The following is a 20,894-nucleotide window of genomic DNA, read 5'->3' as shown; positions in this document are numbered from 1 at the left end:
TCGACGGTACCGGCCGAGGCGTGGGGAATGGCCCAGGCCGAACCCTGATGTTGCCCTGGGCAAGCCCCGAGCGACGCTTTGTGACAGGACCGTCACATCAGCCCTTGACCGCCCCGGTCAGCACCCCCTTGGCGAAGTGGCGCTGCAGGAACGGGTAGACGAGCAGGATCGGCACGATCGAGACGACCAGGATCGCCATCTGGATCGAGGCCTGCGGCGGCAGTTGCTCGGTGCCGAGCTCCGCGGTGCCCAGTTGGGTGTCGTTGATGACGTAGGTTCGCAGGACCAGTTGCAGCGGCCAGAGCTTGCTGTCGTTGAGGTAGAGCAGGGCGGAGAAGAACGCGTTCCAGTAGCTGACCGCGTAGAACAGGCCGATCACCGACAGGACCGCCTTCGACAGCGGCAGCACGATCTGGGTGAACGTCTTCAGCTCGCCGGCACCGTCGATCCGCGCGCTCTCGGTGATCTCCTGCGGCAGAGCGGAGAAGAACGCGCGCAGCACGATCACGTTGAACGCGCTCACCATCGTCGGCACGATCAACGCCCAGATACTGTCCAGCAGACCCGCACCCTTCACCACCAGGTACGTCGGGATGATGCCAGGCGAGAACAGCATGCTGAACAGCACCACCAGCAGGATCGGCCGCCCGGCCGTGAACCCGGGACGAGCCAGCGAGTACGCCAGCAGACACGACACGGTGAGGCTGAGCAGCGTGCCGATCACTGTCACGAAAACGCTCACAAACAACGCCTGGGTCACCACGCCGCCCGCGAACAGTGAGCGGTACGCACCGAAGTCGACCGAGCTCGGCAGCAGGACCAGCCCACCGGACTCGTTGATCTGCTGGTTCGGCGCGACGCTGGTCGAGATCACCGCGACGAACGGAATGATCACGACGGCACAGAACACCAACAGGACAACGCCCTTGAGCCCCCGCATCGGCCAGGACGGCATCGGTACGCCGTTGACGATCCGCCGGCTCATCTGCTGTACACCCCTTGCTCCCCGAAGATGTGCGCGACCTTGTTGGCCGCCAGGACCAGCACGACCCCGACGATGCCCTTGACCAGCCCGACCGCCGCGGCCACGCCCCACGCCCCACCGATCACGCCGTTGTTGTAGACGTAGGTGTCCAGTACTTCGCTGACGTCGCGACCCACCGCGGCCTGTTGCAGGATGATCTGCTCGAAGCCGACGGTCAGCGAGTCACCCAGCCGCAGGATGAACAGCAGGATGATGATCCCGCGCAGTCCCGGCATGGTGACGTGCCAGAGCTGACGCATCCGGCTGGCGCCGTCCACGCTGGCCGCCTCGTAGAGCTGTGAGTCGATCTGGGAGAGCGCGGCGAGGAAGAGGATCGTCGCCCAGCCGGTGTCCTTCCAGATGATCTGCGAGGTCAGCAGCACGTGGAAGAGCTCGGAGTTGCCGATGATGTCGAGGGTGGCGAGGTCGTGCGAGCGCAGGTAGTTGTTCAGCAGACCGCTGCCGCCGAGCATCTGCTGGAACAGCGCGACCACGATCACCCAGGACATGAAGTGCGGCAGGTACAGGATGCTCTGCGCGATCCGTTTGATCCGCTCGGAGAACAGGGAGTTCAGCAGCAGCGCGAGCAGGATCGGCGCCGGGAAGACGAACACCGACTGCAGGCTGGTCAGGATCAGGGTGTTCTTCAACGCCTGCAGGAAGGCCGGGTCACCGGTGAAGATCACCGAGAAGTTCGCCCAGCCGGCCCAGTCACTGCCGCTGATGCCCAGGAACGGCTGGTAGTCCTTGAAGGCGATCACGTTTCCGAGCAGCGGAACGTAGTGGAAGGCAACGATCAGCGCCGTACCGGGCAGCGCGAACAGCAGCAGCACCCGGTCGCGGAGCAACCGCTGACCGAGTGACAGCTGCTGCGAAGGTTTCGCCCTGGTTGCCTTGAGCATCTAGCGCCCTGCCGCGTCGGAGAAGGCCTTCTCGAGCTCGGACCGCATCGCGTCACCGCCGGAGGACTTCCAGGTCTTGACCGCCGCGGTCCAGTCCGCCACCGGCTTCTTGCCCTGCACGATCTGGTTCTCCAGATCCGTCATCGTCTTGGCGAGCTGCGTCTGCTTCTTCGACTGCGTATCGGAGTACAGCCCGTACGACGCGTCGAAGGTGAGTCGTGGCGCGACCTTCTGCTGGATCGCGTGCTGCCGGCGCGGGACGTCCGGCTTGCCCGACCAGTAGAGCGCGAGGGCGGAGTCGCTGATGTACTGCAGACCGATGCCGGTCTCGACCACGCCGGTCTTGGTCGGCACCGGGTCGGTCCCGACGAGCGAGTAGTGGCGGCCCGCGACGCCGTACTTGCGGAACAGGTACTCCTCGGTGCCGAACGGCGCGGCCATCCAGTTGGCCAGCTTGAGCAGCGTCTCGACCGAGTGCTTGCTGTCCTTGCTGAACGCGGTGATGTTGTTCAGCGCCGAACCCATCCACGGTGCGCCCTGACCGCCGGCGAACCCGGGAACGTCGAGCATGCCCACGGCGAACGACTCGTTGGTGGTGTTGTCGGCGTAGTACTGGTTCCAGGCGACGAAGCTGTCGTAGTCGAAGGCGGCGATCCCGCCGCTGAACCACTGCTTGCGGGCGGTCGCCTTGTCGTTGAACGCGTCCGGGTTGATCACGCCGGCCGCGACCATCTTGCGGGCCGCCTCGAGTGCCTCGGTCTGGGCCTCGTGCTCGTACATCGAGGTGAACTTGCCGCCCTCCTCGCGCCAGACGTTCGGCACCATCAGCATCTGCCGGATGGTCGACAGCGGCACTCTGGTCCAGGCCCACTTGTTCTGCTTGGTCGCGGTCATCTCCTTGGCCAGGTCGAAGAACTCCTGGAAGTTCTTCGGCGCCGGGTCCTTGATCCCCTTGGCCGCCAGGAGATCCGCGCGGTACAGCGGCAGTGACGTCCGGGACATCCCCCGCGGCACCGGTACGCCGTAGATGCCGCCGTTGAAGACACAGCCCTTCCAGTACTGCGTGGGGATGTTCGCCAGGAACGGGTACTTCTGCACCGCGTCGCCGGACAGGTGCTCGGTCAGGTCCGTGCACTTCGCCTTCACCAGGCCGGGGATCTGCACGGTGTCGACCGGGATGTTGAGCACGTCGGGCAGGTCACCACCGGCCACCCGGGTGGCGAACTTGTCCTTGTACTCGTCGTTGGACGCCATGCTGATCTGCAGCTCCGAACCGAGCCGCTCGTTCAGCGCCTGCCAGAACTCGTTCTTGTCCGCGGCCGGCGGGATCGCGCCGGGGATGTTGGTCATGAACGAGATCGGCTGACCGTCACCGGGCTTGTCCGCGATCGCCTTCAGCGGGTTCGCGGGGTACTTGAGGAAGCCGTCCAGGACCAGGTCGGTGCCGGGCAGGTCGGGCTTCACGCCGGTGAACCGGGAGTAGGTGGGCAGTTTCACCGCGAGGTTGGCGGCGGCCTGGTTCTTCTTGTCGGCCGCGCAGCCGCTGATCAGCGGCGTACCGGTGACCGCGACCGCCGCTGCGGCCAGGCCGCCACCGAGGAACGTTCGTCTGCTGAGCTGCATGAGGCCTCACTTCAGGGGGAGCGATTGTGACTGCGGCCTCACAGTGACATAGTACGTCCTATGTCTTCAAGAGTCGGCGAGACCCAAATCGTCTTCGACCCGGTCGGCAGCCGCTATCACACCTTCCGGATCCCGGCAGTTCTTGCTGTAGGGGAAGGGTTGCTGGCGTTCTGTGAGGGTCGGCTGGATTCTGCGGGGGACGCGGGTGAGATTGAGGTCGTCCTACGTCGCTCGCTGGATGGTGGCTTGAGTTGGCTTCCGCTCCAGGTGGTTTCGGCGGTCGCGGGCAAGACCTGTGGCAACCCGGTGCCGCTGGTCGACCCGGCGAGCGGGGACCTGGTGCTGGTGACCTGCCAGAACGGTGCCGACGCGATCGAGACTTCCCTTGCCCAGGGCATCGGTGCGGAAAGTGGCCGGCGGGTGTACGTGCAGCGCAGTACCGACGGCGGTGAGTCGTGGACCGCGCCGGTCGAGATCACCGCGCAGGTGAAGCCCGCCGACTGGGGCTGGTACGCCACGGGTCCGTGCCACGGCATCACCCTCACGCAGGGCCCGTACGCCGGGAGGCTGGTCGTGCCCGCCAACCACTCAATCGTCCCGACCGGAATGAACGGCGGGCATTGCATCTTCAGCGACGACGGTGGGCGGACCTGGTCGTGTGGGTTCGTCGATCGCAACGACGGCGACGAGATCAATGCGAACGAGACGACCGTGGCCGAGCTGGCCGACGGCCGGCTCTACTTCAACGCACGCAACCACCTTGGGACCGGGCCCGCCCGCGTGCACGCGTGGTCGTCGGATGGCGGGCGCACGCTGGATTCGCCGTACGAGGGAATCGCCGGCGTCACCGCGCCGGGGATTCAGGGCAGCGTGGTGCGGGTCGGCGATCGGCTGCTGATGAGCACGCCGGTGGATCCGTCGGTCCGGCGGGAGCTGACCGTGTTCGTCAGCGACGACTCGGGCATGAGCTGGCGCCCGGGAGCCGTCGTCCATCCCGGGATGTCCGGGTACTCCGATCTGGTGGTGCTGCCCGGCGGCCGGGTCGGGGTGTTCTACGAGGCCGGCGAGACGTCGTCCTTCGCCAGTTTGCGCTTTGCCACCTTCGATCCGTTCACGCTCTGAACCAGGGGAGATCTTTGTGCCTACTTCCGCCCAGAAGCTCAGCGGTGTCGTGCCGCCGCTCGTCACACCGCTGACCCCCGAGTACGACGTCGACACCGCCTCGCTGGCGCGGCTGGTCGAGCACCAGTTGACCGGTGGAGTGCGCGGCGTCTTCGTGCTCGGAACGTCGGGAGAGGGGACGTTTCTGACCGACGAGCAGCGGCAGACCGTGCTGGAGACCGTCGTCTCGGAGGTGGCGGGTCAGGTGCCGGTGCTGGCCGGGGCGATCGACACGTCGACCGCCCGGGTCGGGGCTCATGTGTCCGCCGCGCTGAAGGCCGGTGTCGACGCGATTGTTGCCACCGCACCCTTTTATGCGGCGACGCATTGGGCCGAGATCGAGCGGCACTTCACCCGGCTGGCCTCGGTGGCGGGGGAGACGCCGCTGTACGCCTACGACATCCCGTCGCGGGTCGGCGGCACGAAGTTGCCGGCGGCACTGGTGATCGAGCTCGGCCGGCGCGGAGTCGTTGCCGGGGTCAAGGATTCGAGCGGGCAGGAGACCAGTCTTCGGCAGTTGGTGCTCGACCGGGCGGCCGCGGGGCTCGACGGGTTTGCCATCATGACCGGCTCGGAACTGACGGTCGACTCGGCGTTGAGCTTCGGCGTCGACGGCGTCGTACCGGGGCTCGGGAACGTGGATCCGGCGGGGTACGTGCGGATCTTCGATGCGGTTGCGGCTGGGAGTCCTGAGGTGGCCCGGGCCGAGCAGGACCGGCTGTTCCGGTTGTTCGACATCGTCGAGGTCGCCGACCGGAGCCGGATGGGGGCCAGCTCGGCGGCGCTCGGGGCGTTCAAGGCCGCGCTGTTCCTGCTCGGGGTGATCGCGTGCCCGCTGACGGCGTACCCGTCGATCCCGCTGGACGACGACGAGATCTCCGGCATTGGCGACCTGCTGGACCGTGCCGGGTTACGGTGACGGCGTGAACCAGTCCTTCATCCGCGACCGGATGAAGTCGTTCATCCTCGAACGTGGCCTCAAGGCGGGCGACCCGCTGCCGAACGAGCAGGAGCTGATGGTCCAGCTCGGGGTCGGGCGGCATCCACTGCGCGAGGCGATCAAGGCGCTGCAGGCGGTCGGCATCATCGAGATCCGGCACGGCCACGGGACGTACGTCGGTGAGGTGACGCTGCAGTCGCTGGAGGACGGGCTCGGCTTCCGGATGTCCCAGTCGATGGCGGGCGACCTGAGCGACGTACGCAACGTCCTGGAGGTCCGCCAGGCCCTCGAGGTCGGCCTGGCCGAGGACGTGGTCGCGCACTTCAGCGGCACCGATTGCGACCAACTGGAAGAGATCGTCGCCCGGATGGAGTCGAAAGCCTCGTCGGGGGAGTACTTCCCCGACGAGGACTGGGCCTTCCACCAAGCTTTGTACGAGCCGCTCGGCAACGCCTTGGTGATCGACCTCCTGAGCGTCTTCTGGCGAACCTTCGCCCAGGTAGACGCCCGCCTCCCCGGCGCCCGCTACACCCCCGCCGACGCCGCCGGCTGGCACCGAGACCTCCTCGACACCCTGAAATCCGGCCGGCCCGACAGGTTCGCCCGCTCGATGAAGGCCCACTTCGTCGGCATCCACACCAGATTCAACGGCTAGTTCAGGCGAAGAGATTTTCCGCATCCACAATGGTGTACGCATAGCCTTGCTCAGCCAGGAAGCGTTGGCGGTGGGCGGCGAACTCGGCGTCTACGGTGTCCCGGGCGACGATGGAGTAGAAGCGGGCGGTGCGGCCGTCGCCCTTCGGGCGGAGTACGCGGCCCAGGCGCTGGGCTTCTTCCTGGCGGGAGCCGAAGGTGCCGGAGACCTGGACGGCGACCGACGCCTCGGGCAGGTCGATCGAGAAGTTGGCGACCTTGCTGACCACCAAGCGGTCGATCTCGCCGGTCCGGAACGCCTGGAACAGCCGCTGCCGCTCCTTCACCGTCGTCTCGCCCTTGATCACCGGGCACTCGAGCCGCTCACCCAGTTCGTCGAGCTGGTCGATGTACTGGCCGATCACCAGCATCGGCTCACCCTTGTGGTGCTCGGCGATCCGGCGGACCAGCCGCGACTTGGCCGGTGTCGACGCGGCCAGCCGGTACCGGTCCTCCGGCTCGGCGGTCGCGTAGACGAACCGCTCGGTCTGCTCCAGATCGACCCGTACTTCGACGCAGTCCGCCGGCGCGATCCAGCCCTGCGCTTCGATGTCCTTCCACGGCGCGTCGTACCGCTTGGGTCCGATCAGCGAGAACACGTCGCCCTCGCGCCCGTCCTCGCGGACCAGCGTCGCGGTCAGCCCGATCCTTCGCCGGGTCTGCAGGTCCGCGGTCATCCGGAAGATCGGGGCCGGCAGGAGGTGCACCTCGTCGTACACGATCAGGCCCCAGTCACGCGCGTCCAGCAGCTCCAGGTGCGTGTAGACGCCCTTCCGCCGGGTCGTCATCACCTGGTACGTCGCGATCGTGACCGGCCGGACCTCCTTGCGGGCGCCGGAGTACTCGCCGATCTCGTCCTCGGTCAGGGTGGTCCGCTTGAGCAGCTCGTCCTTCCACTGCCGGGCGGAGACCGTGTTCGTCACCAGGATCAGCGTGGTCGCCGACGCCTGCGCCATCGCGGCCGCGCCGACGATCGTCTTGCCGGCGCCACACGGCAGTACGACGACCCCGGAGCCGCCGTGCCAGAACGCGTCGGTCGCCTGCTGCTGGTACGGACGCAGGTCCCAGCCGTCCTTGACCAGGTCGATCTGGTGCGCCTCGCCGTCGACGTACCCGGCGAGGTCCTCGGCCGGCCAGCCGATCTTCAGCAGTGTCTGCTTCAGGTGGCCGCGCTCGGAGGGGTGGACCAGGACTGTGTCGTCGTCGATCCGGGCGCCGATCATCGGCTTGACCTTGGCGGAGCGCAGTACCTCCTCCAGGACCGGCCGGTCGGTCGTGACCAGGACCAGCCCGTGCTGCGGGTGCTTCTCCAGCCGGAGCCGGCCATAGCGATCCAGGGTCTCCGCGATGTCGACCAGGAGCGAGTGAGGGACCGGGTACCGGCTGTAGCGGAGCAGTACGTCGATCACCTGCTCGGCGTCGTGCCCGGCCGCCCTGGCGTTCCACAGGCCCAGCGGCGTCAGCCGGTAGGTGTGCACGTGCTCCGGCGCCCGCTCCAGCTCGGCGAAGGGTGCGATCGCCTTCCGGCAGTCGCTGGAGTCCGGATGAGCGGTCTCCAGCAGCAAGGTTTTGTCGGACTGGACAATCAGCGGTCCGTCAGTCACTACAGCGTCTCCCGTCACCAGCGACGGGCGGAACACTCCGCCCGACCCTCCATTGTGCCTCGTGCCGCCAAATCTCACGGTCGGGTGCCGATCCTCGTCCGAACGTTTGAACCGGGCCGAAGCTGGCAAGGTATGAGGTCGGGTACAGAGATGTGGCCCACGGAATGACCACCTGAAAGCAGCGTGCCGTGAACACCAGCGACACCGTGACGATGACGGAAACCCGCCCGGCGGAGGCTTCGAGCCCCGCCGTACCGGCCATCTACCGCACCACCGCCCACCTTCGGGCCCACTGGCTGAACCACCGCCTCGTGGCCGACCTCACCCTCGCGATCACCCTGCTCGGCCTGGCGGCCGCGGCGCTCGCCGCGGCCCGCTGACGCCTCGCAGGTCAGCCTCGCAGGATCAGTGGTGCTGGGGGCGGTAGGTGACCGTGCGCCCGTTCAGCGGCTGGATCGGGCGGCTGTCGCCGTTGGGGAAGCGGCTCTGGAAGTGGGCCAGCGAGACCGGCAGGATCCCGCGATGGTGCTTGAGGACCAGCCAGCTGACCGGCTCGGTGTACGGGTCGGTGGTCAGCGAACCCTGGTACCGGTAGGTCGACAGGTCGCGCGGCAACGCCGCGGCCAGGTTGGCCTTGGCGAGGTGCACGTCCTCGTCGCACTCCTCCGGCACCGTCGCCAGCACCTTGTCCTGCAGGGTCCCACCTGGGCCGCCGGTCGTGATGAACAGCGCGATGACGAGCTTCTCGCCGTTCGGCCCGAGGTGCACGAAGTGCTGCTCCAACGGGAACTGATGCCCGTTCAGCCGGTGCTCCGAACGGGTGTGGAAGTGGAAGTTGGCCAGGTCGTACCGGACCCCACCGACCGTCACCCACGCCGCGCCGGCCGGAATCTCGGACAGCACGGTCTCTTCGGAGGTGCGCGTCTCGCACCCGCCCGGCTGGCCGCCGTCCTTGCTCTCGTACCGCACGGACAGATCGAGCGCCGTCGGGTAATGCACGTGCAGCGCGGGCAAGGCCGGATTGCTCACGGCCTGGAAGGTCTGGATGTCGATCGGGCTCTGGTGCGCGACCTGGGCCGACGCACTCAACAACCCGGGCGCCGCCACCACGGCAGCCGCTGCGGGAACTCCGAACAAAACGGCACGACGAGACACTGACACAGAAGAACTCCACAATCGGGCGGGAACAGGAACGGGTGCCTCATACACCCGTTTGGCAAGGTACGCCCGTTCGGTGCCACCACCTCGACCGGGTCCAAAACCCGATGCCCGGCGGGCCGGCGGCATGGCATTGTGCGGTCATGGGAGTTCGGAGTCTGACCCAGGTCGAGGCGGCGGAGCGGGCACGGTTGGTGGAGGTGCGGCGGTATGACATCGCCGTCGACCTGACCGATCTCCCGGCAGGCTCCCGGGTCGTCTGTACGTCGACCATCGCCTTCACCTGTCGTGAACCGGGCGCGGCAACGTTCGCCGACTGCGTCGCGGAGATCGAGAGCGCCACGCTCAACGGCGTCGCTCTGCCGCCGCCGGTCGATGGGCGGATCGCGTTGCCGGACCTTGCCGCGGAGAACGTCTTGACCGTGGTGACCGTGCGGGCGGACAGCACGCAAGGCGAAGGGCTGCACAAGGCTGTCGATCCCGCCGATGGCGAGGTCTATCTGTGGACGGACTTTCAGCCCGACAACGCCCGCTCCGTCTGGGCCTGTTTCGATCAGCCCGATCTCAAGGCGCCGCACGCCTTCACGGTGACCGCTCCCGCGCACTGGATCGTCCTGACCAGCAGCGGCGACCCGGAGATCGAGAGCGTCGGGAGCAGTGCTCGCCGCTGGACGTTCCCGCCCACCTCGCCGCTGTCGACGTACAACCTGGTGATCAACGCGGGCCCGTACTACGAACTGCGTCGCGAAGGCGCGGGTCATGATCTCGGCCTTTTCGCCCGCCGGTCGCTCGCGCCGATCCTGGACCGTGACGCCGACGAACTGTTCCGGCTGACCACCCAGGGCTTCGAGTTCTTCACCGAGAAGTTCGGGATGCCGTTCCCGCAGCGCAAGTACGACCAGGTGTTCGCCCCGGAGTTCGCCGGCGCGATGGAGAACTACGGCTGCGTCACCTGGATGGACTGGTTCCTCCGCCGCAGTACGCCGACCAGGGCCGAGTGGGACCTGTTCGCGCGGTACCTGCTGCACGAACTCGCGCACATGTGGTTCGGCAACATCGTCACGATGCGCTGGTGGGACGACCTGTGGCTCAACGAGGCCTTCGCCGAGTTCGCCAGCAACTGGGCGGCGGTCAGTGCCACCTCGTACTCCGATGCGTGGGCCGCGCACCTGGCCGGGGAGAAGCTCAAGGCCTACCTCGTTGACCAGGGCCCGACCACGCATCCGATTCGCCAGCCGGTGCGGGATGTCGCCGCGGCTGCCGCGACCTTCGACGCGATCACCTACCCCAAGGGTGCGTCCGTCCTCCAGCAGCTGATGACGTATGTCGGCGAGGCGCAGTTCTCCACCGGCCTGACCAAGTACTTCGCCAAGCACGCTTGGGGAAACGCGACGCTGGAGGACCTGGTCGCGGCGATCGCCGAAGAGTCCGATCGTGATCTGGAGAGCTGGCACGTTGGCTGGCTGGACATCGCCGGGACCGACCGGCTGACGCTTGAGCAGGACGAGGACGGCTTCACGTTAGTTGCCCAGGGCCCCAATGGTGAGCCGCGACCGCAAGTGCTTGCCGTCGGCGCCTATCAGCGCAACCGCCGGCAGTTGGAGCGGATCGCGCGAGTGCTGGTGGAGGTCGCCGGCGAGCGAACGCCACTGGAGCTGCCCCCAGCCGATCTTTATCTGGTGAACGACGACGACCTGACGTTCGCCTCCACGCGGCCGGATGCCCAGAGCCGGGAGGCCTTCTTCGGCAACGCGGGCGGCCTCCCGACGCCGATCTCGCGCGCGGTCGCGATCGCCACGGCGTGGGACATGCTGATCACCGGCGAAGCGCCCGCGGGCGAGGTGGTCCGGTGCCTGACCGGAGTACTGGCGGTGGAGACGTCCGAGTCGCTGATCGAGCCGCATCTCAACCGCGCGGTCGATGTGGCGCTGCTGTGGAGCTCCGAGACGGAGTTGGCGGCGACGGTTGCCGCGGCATGTCGCAGCCTGGTTGGTGATGCGCGGCTGAGGAAGGTGGCGCTGCGGGGGTTTGCCAGAACGGCCGCTGATCTGGACGCGGTCGGGTGGCTGCAGACCGAGGCCGGCGATGATGTCGACCTGCAGTGGCGGGCGTTGGTCCGCGAGGCTCAGCTTGGTGGCGACACTGCCGCGGAGGCTGAGGCGTTGCTGGCCAGGGACCCGGACCCTGAGGCCTGGATCAGCAGGCTGACGGTCCGCGCGGCGACGCCCGATGCTGCCGAGAAGCAGGCTGTTTGGCAGCGCGTGGTGGTCGACCAGGCGGTGCCGCTCGGCATGGTGCATCAGGTGATGGCGGCGTTCTGGAGTGCGGGACAGGACGAGTTGCTGCGACCGTTCGCGGCGGCGTACCTCGAGCTCGTGCCCACTGTCGCCGAGGGGGGAATGATGGCGGCGATGACGTATTCGAAGCTGCTCTTCCCGCTGTTCGGGGTCGACGAAACCGTTGTGGAGAAGGCGAAGGCGCTGGTCGGGGACGCCGAGCCGGTGGTCCGCGCGGGCGTGCTGGAGCGCGCGGACCTGGTCACCCGCATGCTCCGCGCCCGCCGCGCCTGACTCCGGCTCCGGCGCGTGACCCTACTGCGCCGGCTCCGGTGACTACTTGTCGACCGGCCGCGCGGTCGCGATGCGGTGCAGGGCGTACGTGCGCGGCTGGTCCGCGTCCTCGTCGTACGCGGTCAGCCAGCCGTCGGCGACCCGGACCGGCTCGACGATCCGTTCGGCCGGGGTGCCGTTGTGGTCGACGTACGAGATCCAGGTCCGGGTGTGCGCCTCGGCCGCTTCGCTGAGCACGCTGATCGTCTCCGCGGGAGCGATCGTGTCGCCCGAAGTGTGCTCGGCCGGCCGCTCGGCGGCGACCCGGTCGCCGGAGCGGACCTTCTCGATGACCGCCTTGATCTGGTCCTCGGTGAGGTCGACCGCATGGTCCGCGAAGTCCCGGCTGGTCCGCCGGCGCGGTGGCTCGCCCCGGCGGCTCCCTGCCGTGGTCACGTGGACGACACCGTCGAAGGTCTCGCCGAGCGGAGCCAGTCCCGCGTCGCGCAACCGGCTCAGCACCAGGTCGGGCGGGGACGGCGAGACGACCACAGTCGGCGCCAGCCGGCGGAACCGGATGCCGGGCAGGTTGGCGCTCAGCAAGCCGGTCAGCACGTTCTCGTCGTCACACCGCAGGTACGTCGACGCCGCGCCGATCCGCAGTACGCCGTGCCGCCGCGCCACGTCGTCGATCAGGTACGTGAGCGGCTGCGGGACGGGCGTCCGGGAGTGCTCGGCCAGCCACTTGTGCAGCTGGTCGCTGGTCCGCCCGAGATCGAAGGCCCGGCGTACTGAGCTCTCACTGAAGCGGTAGACCCCACCGCCACCGTGCGACTCCATGTCGGCCATGGCAGCCAACTCATCCTGTACTGCGCGCACGAGCGGCCCAGGCGCGACCGCAGTCAGATCAGCCTGCAGCAGCACCTCTGAGACCGGCTCTGGCACCAGCGGCTGGATGGCGGCGGCCAGCTCCTCAGTGGTCGGCTCCTCCTTCAACAGGACGGCAGCGTGCGTGGCAAGCGCGCCCAGCCCGGTCAGCCCGAGCAGAGCGGCCTCGGTGATGGTCCACTCGACCAAGTCGTCTCGGAACTGTCCGCCTCGCCGCGGCCGGTGCCACGCAACCCACGTGACCACTGACTCGATCGCGGGCGCAGTACCTTCCGGTGCCTCGGCCAGAGCCCGCAGCGTGAGCAGCCGAATCTCAGGAGCCAGCAGTCGCTCCAGGTCCGGCGCCAGCGCATTCACCAACCGGTCACGTGCAGCCGCGGTCGCACCGCCACTGTCCCGCCGGCCGATCAGCCCGATAGCCCGCAACCCGGTGAACCAGGCATTGACCAGCGCGGCCCAGCGGTGAGCCGTGTCGAGCTCCAGCCAGTCGTCGTACGCACCAGTGGGCAGCCACAGCTCGCTGGTGCCGACCTCGACGGCCGCCACCAGCCCTGCGGCGTACGCGATCTCCAGGACGGCTCCGGCGGTCTGTTCCTCGGCACCGATCTTGGTAGCGAGGCTGCGGAGCTCACGGACGCCGATGCCGCCAGTACGCAGTACAGGTGGCGGGTCTGTGCCCAGCTGCTCGAGAGTGCGGTCAACCTGCCGTACGAGGTCCAGCGCGGCGCCTGCGGCGGCACGGTTGGCAATGGCACTCGACACCGGCTTGCCATCGAGTGGAGGCGGAGTCGGCCTGGTAGAGGCCAGCACACGTCCACCGCGCAGGTGCAACCCGATCTGCCGAGGCAGCACGACAGTGGTCGGATCCTTCGGTACTACGAGGCCGCGCGCGAGCAGCTGCTCGATCGGGGAGCGGGCAGACGCGATCGTCACCGGGCGCTCGGCTTTCTCGACTGTGCCGGTGGGCGGGCCCCAGGTGAGCTTGTCGAGCACCTCACGGGCTTCCGGACCGGCGTCCTCAATCAGCTTGTCCAGGTCGCCGAAGTGCCGGGTGGTCAGCGGGCCGAGCCCGGCAGGTGTCGGGCCGAGCAGTTCGTGCACGGCCCGGATCGGGCGCAGGTCGTCCTCGTTGCCCCAGACGAGGGCAAGCGACAGCAGCTCGGTCACTCGCGGCCGGACAACCTCGACGGGCTGGTCGACGCCCTTGGCCAGGGCCGCGAGGTCCACTGGCTCGGTCAGCGCCGACAGGGCTTCCAGCAGGTCGACACTGAACTCGTCGAGCCGGTTGATCGCGCGTGCCGCCGAGGCGTTGGTGGTAGCCCGGGCCGCAAGTTGGCCGGTGTCGGCCGGGATCGGTGTCGCCAGGTCAGGCCGGTGCCGGAGCAACTGCCCGAGGGCAAGGTCGTCCCAGCCGCGCAGTGCCTCGGCGAGGGTACGGGGGCGGGTCCGCTCGGTATTGCTCATCCCTCCAACGGTACGGCCCCCAGTCCAATCCAGCGGACCCCCGCCCGAACTCTTGTCACGCTATTGCGGTTCCGGCGCCGCAAACCGCGACATGTCGAGGCCCGCGCGGCCGCTCCGACGTCGCTGACGACAAGACCCAGCAAGAGGAGACAGGCATGCTCACGACAACCTCAGCGGACGGTACGACGATCGCCTACGACCGGGTGGGCTCAGGCGCCGCGCTGATCCTCGTCGGCGGCGCACTCTGCGACCGCAACTCGACCGCACCACTGGCCGGGGCGCTCGCGCCCACCTACACCGTCATCTCCTACGACCGCCGCGGCCGTGGCGACAGTGGTGACACCAGCCAGTACTCCGTCGCCCGCGAGATCGAGGACTTGGGAGCAGTCATAGCGGCGGTTGGCGGTACAGCGGCTGTCTACGGCCACTCGTCCGGCGCTGCCCTGGCGGCAGCAGCAGCCGCCGCGGGGCTTCCGATCAGCAAGGTGGTCCTGCACGAGCCGCCGTACGGGGGCGATGACGAGGAGTCACGGCAGCAGGCCGACGAGAGTGGTGCGGCGGTCCTTCGGCTGCTGGCCGAGAATCGCCGGACGGAAGCGGTGGAGACGTTCCTCACGATGGCAGGCATGCCCGCGGAGGCGGCGGGCGAGCTGGCGCACATGCCCGGCATGGCCGAGGTGGCGCCGTCGCTGGCGTACGACTTCGCTGTGATGGATCACGGCACTGCAGGTGGCGGAGTGCCCTTCGAGCTGCTTTCCGGCATCACCCAGCCGACGCTGATGGTCGCCGGTTCGGCGAGTCCGCCGTTCATGGTCGAGGCGGCTCGGGCCGTGGTGAAGGTGCTACCGGATGGACGGCTGGCCGAGCTGGACGGCCAGGATCACGTCGTACCGGCGGAGGTGCTGGCGCCTGTGCTGAAGGAGTTCCTCGGCGACTGAAGGCCGGTGAAGAGTTCTGCGACGACTCGTTGGCCGTACTCCGGGGAGAGGGGTTCGTGGCTGACCAGGAGGCGGTAGTAGAGCGCGCCGTACAGGGCGTCGATCGCGATCGGGATGTCCAGGTCGGGGCGCAGTTCGCCGCGCTCGACGCCGCGGCGTAGTACCTCGCTCGCCCCGGCGCGGCGGGAGGTGATCAGCCACTCCTGGAGCGCGCCGGCCAGTGCTTCGTCGTGCTGGCTGGCGGCCAGCAGGCCGACGAACGGTTTGGCGAACGAGGGGTCGGTGAACAACTCGGCGACCCGGGAGACCTGCAGGCGCAGGTCCTCGGCCGCCGAGCCCGTGTCCGGGAAGGCGAGTCTCGGGTCCGACTCGACCAGGACCGCGTCCATCACGACGGCCGCCTTGCCGGGCCAGGACCGGTAGATGGTCGTCTTCGCCACCCCGGCCCGCTCGGCGATGCCTTCGATCGTGACCGCCTGGTAGCCCTTCTCGGCCACCAGGTCGAGCGCGGCCGACAGCACCGCTCGTCGGGCGGTCTCGGACTTCGGCCTGCCGGCTGGGCTCATGCCGGTGAGCTTAGCCGAAATTCATCGATACGAAACGTAGCGTTGCGAAATTCTCGGAGGCTGGCTACGGTCGAGGGCATGACGACACTTCCGCAGCGGCAACTCGGCAACTCCGGCCTCACTGTCTCCGCGCTCGGCCTCGGCTGCATGGGGATGAGCTACGCCTACGGGCCGGTCGACGCCGACGAGGCCGAGAAGACTCTCCGGCAGGCGTTCGACAGCGGGGTCACCTTCTTCGACACCGCCGACATCTACGGCTTCGGCCACAACGAGGAGTTCGTCGGCCGGGTGCTGGCCGACGTCCGCGACCAGGTGACGATCGCGACCAAGTTCGGGATCGTCCGCAACGAGGGCGACGCCTGGGACGGGCCGAACCGGGCCGACGGCCGGCCGGAGTACGTCCGGTCCGCGATCGACGCCTCGCTCAAGCGGCTCGGCACCGACCACGTCGAGCTCTACTACCAGCACCGGGCCGACCCGTCCGTGCCGATCGAGGAGACCGTCGGCGCGATGGCCGAGCTCGTCCAGGCCGGCAAGGTGCTTCACCTCGGGCTGTCCGAGGCGGCGCCGGAGACGATTCGGCGGGCCGCCGCCGTGCACCCGATCGCCGCGGTCCAGACCGAGTGGTCGCTGTTCGCCCGCGACATCGAGGACGGCGTGGTCGGCACCTGCCGCGAGCTCGGGATCGGCCTGGTGCCGTACAGCCCGCTGGCCCGCGGCATGCTCAGCGGCGCGGTGAACAGTCTCGACGACCTGGCCGAGGACGACTTCCGCCGTGGCCTGCCGTGGTGGCGGCCGGAGAACCTCGCCACCAACCAGGCGCTGCTCGACGTGGTGGGCGACCTGGCCGCAAAGAAGTCCTGTACGCCGGGCCAGGTCGCGCTCGCCTGGGTGCTCGCCAAGGGCCCGGACGTGGTGCCGATCCCGGGCACCAAGCGGTCGAAGTACCTGCTCGAGAACCTGGCGGCGATCGAGGTGCAGCTGACACCGGCCGAGATCGCGGAGCTGGACGCGCTCCGGCCGGCCGGGGTACGGGCCGCCCTCGATCGCGAGGACGGCAACCGCACCACCGTCGCCGCGCGCGGCTGAGCCCGGCTGACCGGCCCGAACCGGGGCGGGCCGGTCAGCCAGTGCGGTCAGCCAGTCCAGTCAGCCAGTGCGGTCAGTCAGTGCGATCAGTCAGTGCGATCAGTCGGTGACGATCTCGATCGAGTCGACCCGGTCGGGGTAGAAGGCGAGGTGGTCGCGGATGTCGGCCACCGCGTCGTACGGGTTCTCGTAGGTCCAAACCGCGTTCACGGTCTTCTCGCCGCCGGCCGGGATGCTGTAGTACGACGCCTCGCCCTTGAACGGGCAGTAGCTCTCGTGGTCGGTGCGCTCCAGCTGGGTCAGGTCGACGTCCTTGCGCGGGATGTACTGCACGGCCGGGTAGCTGGCCTCCTGCAGGGACAGGGCGTCGCGGCTGTCCGCGATGACCTGGCCGGCGACCTTGACGATCACCCGGTCCGGGTTCTTGCCCACCGTGATCGGGTGGTCGGGACCAGGCGTCTTGATCGGCTTGTCAGACATGTCTCAGCTCCAAAGGGCGTACGGCGGCTACAACTTCGACAACCGCGCCCGGCCGCCCCACATTCCGCTAGTGCCCTGTGTTCGAGGTTGTTTGAGTGATTGCGGTGTTGAGGTGCGTGCCTGGGCGCCGCAAGCGCCAAAGAACCTCGAACACAGGGCACTAGACCGGGAGCAGTTTGACGACCAGGCAGGGGCCGCCGTCGAAGGCGCCGCCGTCGATGCCGAGGGCCAGCCCGTCGGCGTACAGGAGTGGGCCGGTCAGGTACGCCGGGTCGATGCCGAGCTGGTCGGCCACGATGCTGTGGCCGTGCACGATCCGGCGGCCGCCGAGCCGGTCGAGCAGCTCGGCCGCGACGATCGGGCCGGTCTCGCCGCGGAAGGCGTACCGCGAGGTCGTCCGGCGCCAGATCTCCCACCAGACGACGATGTCGTCGCTGTGCAGCTCGGCCCGGACCGTCGCGTTGATCTCGTCGATCGAGTCACCCCAGGACAGGTACTCCTCGGTGTCGGAGTGCATCAGCAGGTGGTCGGCGTCCAGCCCGAGCATCGGCTGGTCCAGCAGCCAGGCGACATCATCGTCGGTGAGCAGCTCCTGGTCGCGGTCCTGACCGCCGTTCAGCGCCCAGCTGCGCTCGAAGCTGCGCGAGGTGATCCCGTCGTGCGGCACGAAGGTGTCGCCGAACTTGCGCATCCCCAGCGACAGGATCTCGTGGTTGCCGAGCAGCACCCGGACCTCGCCCCGGCCGGCCTCGGCCTGTGCGACCAGCCGCCGGACCATCGCCAGGGCGCCGACCCCGTCCGGCCCGCGGTCGAAGAAGTCGCCCAGGAACCACAGCCTGGCGTCCTCGCCCGACCAGTTGCCGTCGGCGTCGATCAGCCCGGCTTCGTGCAGGGCGGCGGCGAGTTTCTCCGGGTGACCGTGGACGTCACTGACCGCATAGGTCGCTGTCACGTGCGTTTCACCCGCGCAGCGTCAGCACGATCAGTACGACGTTGAGGGCCGTGACGGCGGTGGCGACCAGACATGCGGTGAGAGTAGTCGGCCACCGGTTGACAAGCTCACCCATGACGCGCCGGGAGGCCGTCAACCGGACCAACGGCCACAGCGCGCACGGGATGCCGAAGCTCAGAACGACCTGGGAAACCACCAGCGCGCGGCTCGGGTCGATCCCGATCGCCAGGATCAGCAACGCCGGCACCAAGGTGATCAGCCGGCGGACCGCGAGCGGCACGTGACGCTTCCAGAACCCTTCGAGGATCACCGAGCCGGCATAGGTACCGACCGAGGAGGAGGCGAAACCGCTGGCCAGCAGCGCGAGCGCGAACAGCAACGCGGCCGTGTGGCCCAGCCGGTCCCCGATCGCGCCGTGCGCGGCGTCCAGGGAGTCGGCGCCGGTGCCCTTCAACGCGGCGGCCGCGAGCACCACCATCGCGAGGTTCACCGCGCCGGCCAGCGCCATCGCGACCGCGACGTCCAGCCGCGTGGCACGCAGTACCCGCTGCTTGCCCTTCGCCGAGCGGATCGACTTCCAGTGCCGGTCGGTGACGAGGGCGCCGTGCAGCCAGATCGCGTGCGGCATCACCGTCGCGCCCAGCATGCCGGCCGCGAGCACCAGCGACTCGGTGCCCTGCAGGCGCGGGACGAGACCGTTGATGACACCTGATCCGGACGGCTGCGACTGGATCGTCGAGAACACGAAACCGACCAGCACGACGGCGAGAAGTCCGATGATGGCCGCCTCGAACGGCCGCTGCCCCCGCTTGGACTGGTAGATCAGCAACGCGAACGAGACCGCTCCGGTGATGACGCCACCGACCAGCAACGGGATCCCGAACAGCAGGTTCAGCGCGATCGCGCCACCGACCACCTCGGCCAGGTCGGTGGCGATCGCGACCAGCTCGGCCTGGGCCCACAACCCGGTCGAGGTCGACCGGCGGAAGTGCTCACGGCACAGCTGCGGCAGCGTCAGCCCGGTCGCGATACTCGCCTTGGCCGCCAGATACTGCACCAGCACGGCCATCAGGTTGGCGCCGACCACGACCCAGCAGAGCAGATACCCGTACGTCGCGCCGGCGGCGATGTTGGTCGCGAAGTTGCCCGGATCCACGTAGGCGACGGCCGCGACGAAGGCGGGACCGAGGAGCAACAGTCCCGAACGATTCAGCTGTCGCCGCAGCGGCGCCGGTGCATACATGGGAGAAGTCTGTACCCCGTGACGGACAGTGCAAGCCTCAGCCGGAAACTGAGACCGATCTCATCAGGTGCCGGTCTTGGCCGTGCCGAGCACCTTGTTCGCCTTGGCGGCCGCCGCGCCGAACGCTTCCGCGATGTCGTCGGCGCTGTCGAAGCTCATCCCGAGGGCCACGTCGTTCAGCCCGGCGAAGAGGAAATTCGCCTCCAGGCCGTCCAGCGCACCGCCCTCGGCGGTGAACCGGGCGCCGACCGGGTTGGTGCCGACCTTCGGCGCGGCGATCTCGCTGACGGCCATCGTCGAGCTGCCGACGCCGGGGATGGTCAGCTTGGCCTGCTTGCAGGACTTGATCGCCGTCCGGGTCCGGGCGAGCAGCGCGGTGACGGCCGCGGGTGAGCCCATCGCGTCCAGCGTCTCGTCGAAGAACGGTCCGTTCTGCCCGCCGGTGAAGCTGCGCTCCGCGAACGCCTTCGCCCCCGGCGTCGGCCGGGCGTTGAACAGCGTGACCAGGTCCTTGCACTTGGCATCCTTCGAGGACAGCTTGGAGTCGTCCTCCCCGCCGCTGTTGTCGATCGAGAGCCCGGCCGGAAGGTCGGCCAGGGCCAGCAGGGCCTTGGTCAGCTCCGCGTTGGTTCGCGGCTTGGCGGCCGGGGGAGCGGTCGTCGCCGGCGGCGTGGACGGGGCCGGCGAGGTCGGGGTCTCGCTCGGCGTCGGGGTGGCGCTCGGCGCCGAGGACGACGTACTGGCGCTCGGTGAGGTGGCGGCCTTGCCGGAATCGCCGTTACAGGCGGCCAGCGAGGTCACCAGACCGGCGGTGAGCGCGAGCGAGACGAGGGAACGCTTGATCAACATCGGGACAGTTCCTCCAGGTCGGGGACACGACGAAACGATTGCCGACCAGACTTCCCGGCGCACCTGCGCCGCACTCTAGCCCGGAAATCGATCTACTTTCGTTGCAACTTGCTGCAGTTCAGGCCCAGGACCACCGGACGTCGAGGGAGACCTGGATGGTGTTCTCTCCCGGCGTGACCGACAGCTCCGACCGGTAGGCGTCGGACGCCTTGCCCGCGGCGAGGCTCACGCCGAACGGGGCGTGACCGTAGCTCTCGGCGACGGCCGAGATCGAGCCGAGCGACTGCCCCGCCAGCGCGGCGAGTTGCGCCGCCTTCTCCCTGGCCTGGGCGAAGGCGAGCTCACGCGCCTGCTCCATCAGCGGCTTCTTGTCCTCGATGTCGAACTGGAGGTGGTCCAGCCCCAAGTTGTTGCCTGCGGCATCCACCGCCGCGTTCAGCAACCGGCCGAAACCGGTCAGGTCGCGGGTCGTCACGGTGAGCGAGTGCGACGCGCGATAGCTGGCGACGGCCATCGAGTCGGCGTACTGCGGGTAGACGTTGACCGAGCTGGTCTGGAGGTCGTCCGCGGTGACCCCCTGCGCGCTCAGCGCGGCATGCACGGCGTCGGTCTTCTCCGCCACCTGCGCGACCGCGGCGGCCACGTCGGCGGCATCGTGTCCGACACTCAACGTCAGGCGCAGCAGGTCCGCCGCTCCCGTTGCCTGCCCGGTCCCAGTCACTGTGATCCCAGAGTCCATACCAGCAGTCTGCCAGGCCGGACCGACACCGG

At 68.6% G+C, this 20,894-nt stretch carries 19 protein-coding genes; 7 read left to right on the top strand and 12 right to left on the bottom strand.

Annotation, left to right across the window (positions count from 1 at the left end):
- Positions 1-97: 97 nt before the first annotated feature.
- The 3 genes from AB0F51_RS10905 to AB0F51_RS10895 are packed head-to-tail and all read right to left on the bottom strand — an operon-like array spanning position 98 to position 3,549.
- Positions 98-985 (bottom strand): carbohydrate ABC transporter permease, encoded by an 888-nt coding sequence (locus AB0F51_RS10905; RefSeq protein ID WP_360277403.1) that lies wholly within the window; start codon positions 983-985, stop codon positions 98-100.
- The gene (locus AB0F51_RS10900) at positions 982-1,926 is read right to left on the bottom strand and encodes an ABC transporter permease subunit (RefSeq protein ID WP_360277400.1); all 945 of its coding nucleotides are present in this window, start codon (positions 1,924-1,926) and stop codon (positions 982-984) included. Before AB0F51_RS10900 ends, AB0F51_RS10905 begins: the two co-directional genes overlap by 4 nt.
- Positions 1,927-3,549 carry an extracellular solute-binding protein gene (locus AB0F51_RS10895; protein WP_360277397.1) on the bottom strand — a complete coding sequence of 541 codons (1,623 nt, stop codon included), beginning with the start codon at positions 3,547-3,549 and terminating at the stop codon, positions 1,927-1,929.
- Between the two features lie 60 nt (positions 3,550-3,609).
- On the opposite strand from AB0F51_RS10895, the gene AB0F51_RS10890 reads away from it, so the two are divergent.
- The 3 genes from AB0F51_RS10890 to AB0F51_RS10880 are packed head-to-tail and all read left to right on the top strand — an operon-like array spanning position 3,610 to position 6,305.
- The gene (locus tag AB0F51_RS10890) at positions 3,610-4,671 is read left to right on the top strand and encodes a sialidase family protein (RefSeq protein WP_360277394.1); all 1,062 of its coding nucleotides are present in this window, start codon (positions 3,610-3,612) and stop codon (positions 4,669-4,671) included.
- Between the two features lie 16 nt (positions 4,672-4,687).
- The gene (locus AB0F51_RS10885; protein WP_360277391.1) at positions 4,688-5,629 is read left to right on the top strand and encodes a dihydrodipicolinate synthase family protein; all 942 of its coding nucleotides are present in this window, start codon (positions 4,688-4,690) and stop codon (positions 5,627-5,629) included.
- A gap of 4 nt (positions 5,630-5,633) precedes the next feature.
- Positions 5,634-6,305 carry an FCD domain-containing protein gene (locus tag AB0F51_RS10880; protein ID WP_360277388.1) on the top strand — a complete coding sequence of 224 codons (672 nt, stop codon included), beginning with the start codon at positions 5,634-5,636 and terminating at the stop codon, positions 6,303-6,305.
- A 1-nt stretch (position 6,306) separates the two neighbouring features.
- Here AB0F51_RS10880 and AB0F51_RS10875 read toward each other — a convergent pair whose 3' ends face one another.
- Positions 6,307-7,947, bottom strand: a complete 1,641-nt coding sequence (locus AB0F51_RS10875; RefSeq protein ID WP_360277385.1) for a DNA repair helicase XPB — start codon at positions 7,945-7,947, stop codon at positions 6,307-6,309.
- A 188-nt stretch (positions 7,948-8,135) separates the two neighbouring features.
- On the opposite strand from AB0F51_RS10875, the gene AB0F51_RS10870 reads away from it, so the two are divergent.
- Positions 8,136-8,327: a hypothetical protein gene (locus tag AB0F51_RS10870; RefSeq protein WP_360277382.1), complete on the top strand. Its 192-nt coding sequence runs from the start codon at positions 8,136-8,138 to the stop codon at positions 8,325-8,327.
- 25 nt (positions 8,328-8,352) lie between these two features.
- On the opposite strand, the gene AB0F51_RS10865 is transcribed toward AB0F51_RS10870, so the two are convergent.
- A complete protein-coding gene (locus AB0F51_RS10865) occupies positions 8,353-9,108 on the bottom strand; it encodes a carbonic anhydrase family protein (RefSeq protein WP_360277379.1) in 756 nt (251 codons plus the stop codon).
- Positions 9,109-9,248: 140 nt separating this feature from the next.
- Between AB0F51_RS10865 and pepN the strand changes: the two genes are divergently transcribed.
- Positions 9,249-11,675 (top strand): aminopeptidase N, encoded by a 2,427-nt coding sequence (pepN, locus tag AB0F51_RS10860; RefSeq protein WP_360277376.1) that lies wholly within the window; start codon positions 9,249-9,251, stop codon positions 11,673-11,675.
- Between the two features lie 42 nt (positions 11,676-11,717).
- Here pepN and AB0F51_RS10855 read toward each other — a convergent pair whose 3' ends face one another.
- The gene (locus AB0F51_RS10855; protein WP_360277373.1) at positions 11,718-14,006 is read right to left on the bottom strand and encodes a helicase C-terminal domain-containing protein; all 2,289 of its coding nucleotides are present in this window, start codon (positions 14,004-14,006) and stop codon (positions 11,718-11,720) included.
- Between the two features lie 155 nt (positions 14,007-14,161).
- Between AB0F51_RS10855 and AB0F51_RS10850 the strand changes: the two genes are divergently transcribed.
- Positions 14,162-14,944 (top strand): alpha/beta hydrolase, encoded by a 783-nt coding sequence (locus AB0F51_RS10850; protein ID WP_360277370.1) that lies wholly within the window; start codon positions 14,162-14,164, stop codon positions 14,942-14,944.
- On the opposite strand, the gene AB0F51_RS10845 is transcribed toward AB0F51_RS10850, so the two are convergent.
- Positions 14,887-15,510, bottom strand: a complete 624-nt coding sequence (locus AB0F51_RS10845; RefSeq protein ID WP_360277368.1) for a TetR/AcrR family transcriptional regulator — start codon at positions 15,508-15,510, stop codon at positions 14,887-14,889. The two genes, AB0F51_RS10850 and AB0F51_RS10845, sit on opposite strands and share 58 nt — an antisense overlap.
- Before the next feature lie 78 nt (positions 15,511-15,588).
- On the opposite strand from AB0F51_RS10845, the gene AB0F51_RS10840 reads away from it, so the two are divergent.
- Positions 15,589-16,599 (top strand): aldo/keto reductase, encoded by a 1,011-nt coding sequence (locus AB0F51_RS10840; protein WP_360277366.1) that lies wholly within the window; start codon positions 15,589-15,591, stop codon positions 16,597-16,599.
- A gap of 99 nt (positions 16,600-16,698) precedes the next feature.
- On the opposite strand, the gene AB0F51_RS10835 is transcribed toward AB0F51_RS10840, so the two are convergent.
- The 5 genes from AB0F51_RS10835 to AB0F51_RS10815 all read right to left on the bottom strand — a co-directional run bounded on the left by AB0F51_RS10835 (position 16,699) and on the right by AB0F51_RS10815 (position 20,862).
- A complete protein-coding gene (locus tag AB0F51_RS10835) occupies positions 16,699-17,079 on the bottom strand; it encodes a DUF427 domain-containing protein (RefSeq protein WP_360277363.1) in 381 nt (126 codons plus the stop codon).
- Positions 17,080-17,239: 160 nt separating this feature from the next.
- Positions 17,240-18,031 carry a metallophosphoesterase gene (locus AB0F51_RS10830; protein WP_360277360.1) on the bottom strand — a complete coding sequence of 264 codons (792 nt, stop codon included), beginning with the start codon at positions 18,029-18,031 and terminating at the stop codon, positions 17,240-17,242.
- Between the two features lie 7 nt (positions 18,032-18,038).
- A complete protein-coding gene (locus AB0F51_RS10825) occupies positions 18,039-19,274 on the bottom strand; it encodes an Nramp family divalent metal transporter (RefSeq protein ID WP_360277357.1) in 1,236 nt (411 codons plus the stop codon).
- A gap of 63 nt (positions 19,275-19,337) precedes the next feature.
- The gene (locus tag AB0F51_RS10820; RefSeq protein ID WP_360277354.1) at positions 19,338-20,123 is read right to left on the bottom strand and encodes a hypothetical protein; all 786 of its coding nucleotides are present in this window, start codon (positions 20,121-20,123) and stop codon (positions 19,338-19,340) included.
- 118 nt (positions 20,124-20,241) lie between these two features.
- Positions 20,242-20,862, bottom strand: coding sequence for an SIMPL domain-containing protein (locus AB0F51_RS10815; RefSeq protein WP_360277351.1), 621 nt, complete (start codon positions 20,860-20,862; stop codon positions 20,242-20,244).
- Positions 20,863-20,894: the final 32 nt, after the last annotated feature.

The organism is Kribbella sp. NPDC023855, from assembly GCF_040639475.1.
In the GTDB taxonomy this organism is placed as follows: domain Bacteria; phylum Actinomycetota; class Actinomycetes; order Propionibacteriales; family Kribbellaceae; genus Kribbella.
This window is presented reverse-complemented; position numbering and strand designations above follow the sequence as displayed.

Bases quoted from the DNA above. Each gene is read 5' to 3' on its own strand.
- AB0F51_RS10905 (WP_360277403.1), bottom strand. From the start codon at position 985: ATGAGCCGGCGGATCGTCAACGGCGTACCGATGCCGTCCTGGCCGATG.
- AB0F51_RS10900 (WP_360277400.1), bottom strand. From the start codon at position 1,926: ATGCTCAAGGCAACCAGGGCGAAACCTTCGCAGCAGCTGTCACTCGGT.
- AB0F51_RS10895 (WP_360277397.1), bottom strand. From the start codon at position 3,549: ATGCAGCTCAGCAGACGAACGTTCCTCGGTGGCGGCCTGGCCGCAGCG.
- AB0F51_RS10890 (WP_360277394.1), top strand. From the start codon at position 3,610: ATGTCTTCAAGAGTCGGCGAGACCCAAATCGTCTTCGACCCGGTCGGC.
- pepN (WP_360277376.1), top strand. From the start codon at position 9,249: ATGGGAGTTCGGAGTCTGACCCAGGTCGAGGCGGCGGAGCGGGCACGG.
- AB0F51_RS10855 (WP_360277373.1), bottom strand. From the start codon at position 14,006: ATGAGCAATACCGAGCGGACCCGCCCCCGTACCCTCGCCGAGGCACTG.
- AB0F51_RS10850 (WP_360277370.1), top strand. From the start codon at position 14,162: ATGCTCACGACAACCTCAGCGGACGGTACGACGATCGCCTACGACCGG.
- AB0F51_RS10845 (WP_360277368.1), bottom strand. From the start codon at position 15,510: ATGAGCCCAGCCGGCAGGCCGAAGTCCGAGACCGCCCGACGAGCGGTG.
- AB0F51_RS10840 (WP_360277366.1), top strand. From the start codon at position 15,589: ATGACGACACTTCCGCAGCGGCAACTCGGCAACTCCGGCCTCACTGTC.
- AB0F51_RS10835 (WP_360277363.1), bottom strand. From the start codon at position 17,079: ATGTCTGACAAGCCGATCAAGACGCCTGGTCCCGACCACCCGATCACG.
- AB0F51_RS10825 (WP_360277357.1), bottom strand. From the start codon at position 19,274: ATGTATGCACCGGCGCCGCTGCGGCGACAGCTGAATCGTTCGGGACTG.
- AB0F51_RS10820 (WP_360277354.1), bottom strand. From the start codon at position 20,123: ATGTTGATCAAGCGTTCCCTCGTCTCGCTCGCGCTCACCGCCGGTCTG.
- AB0F51_RS10815 (WP_360277351.1), bottom strand. From the start codon at position 20,862: ATGGACTCTGGGATCACAGTGACTGGGACCGGGCAGGCAACGGGAGCG.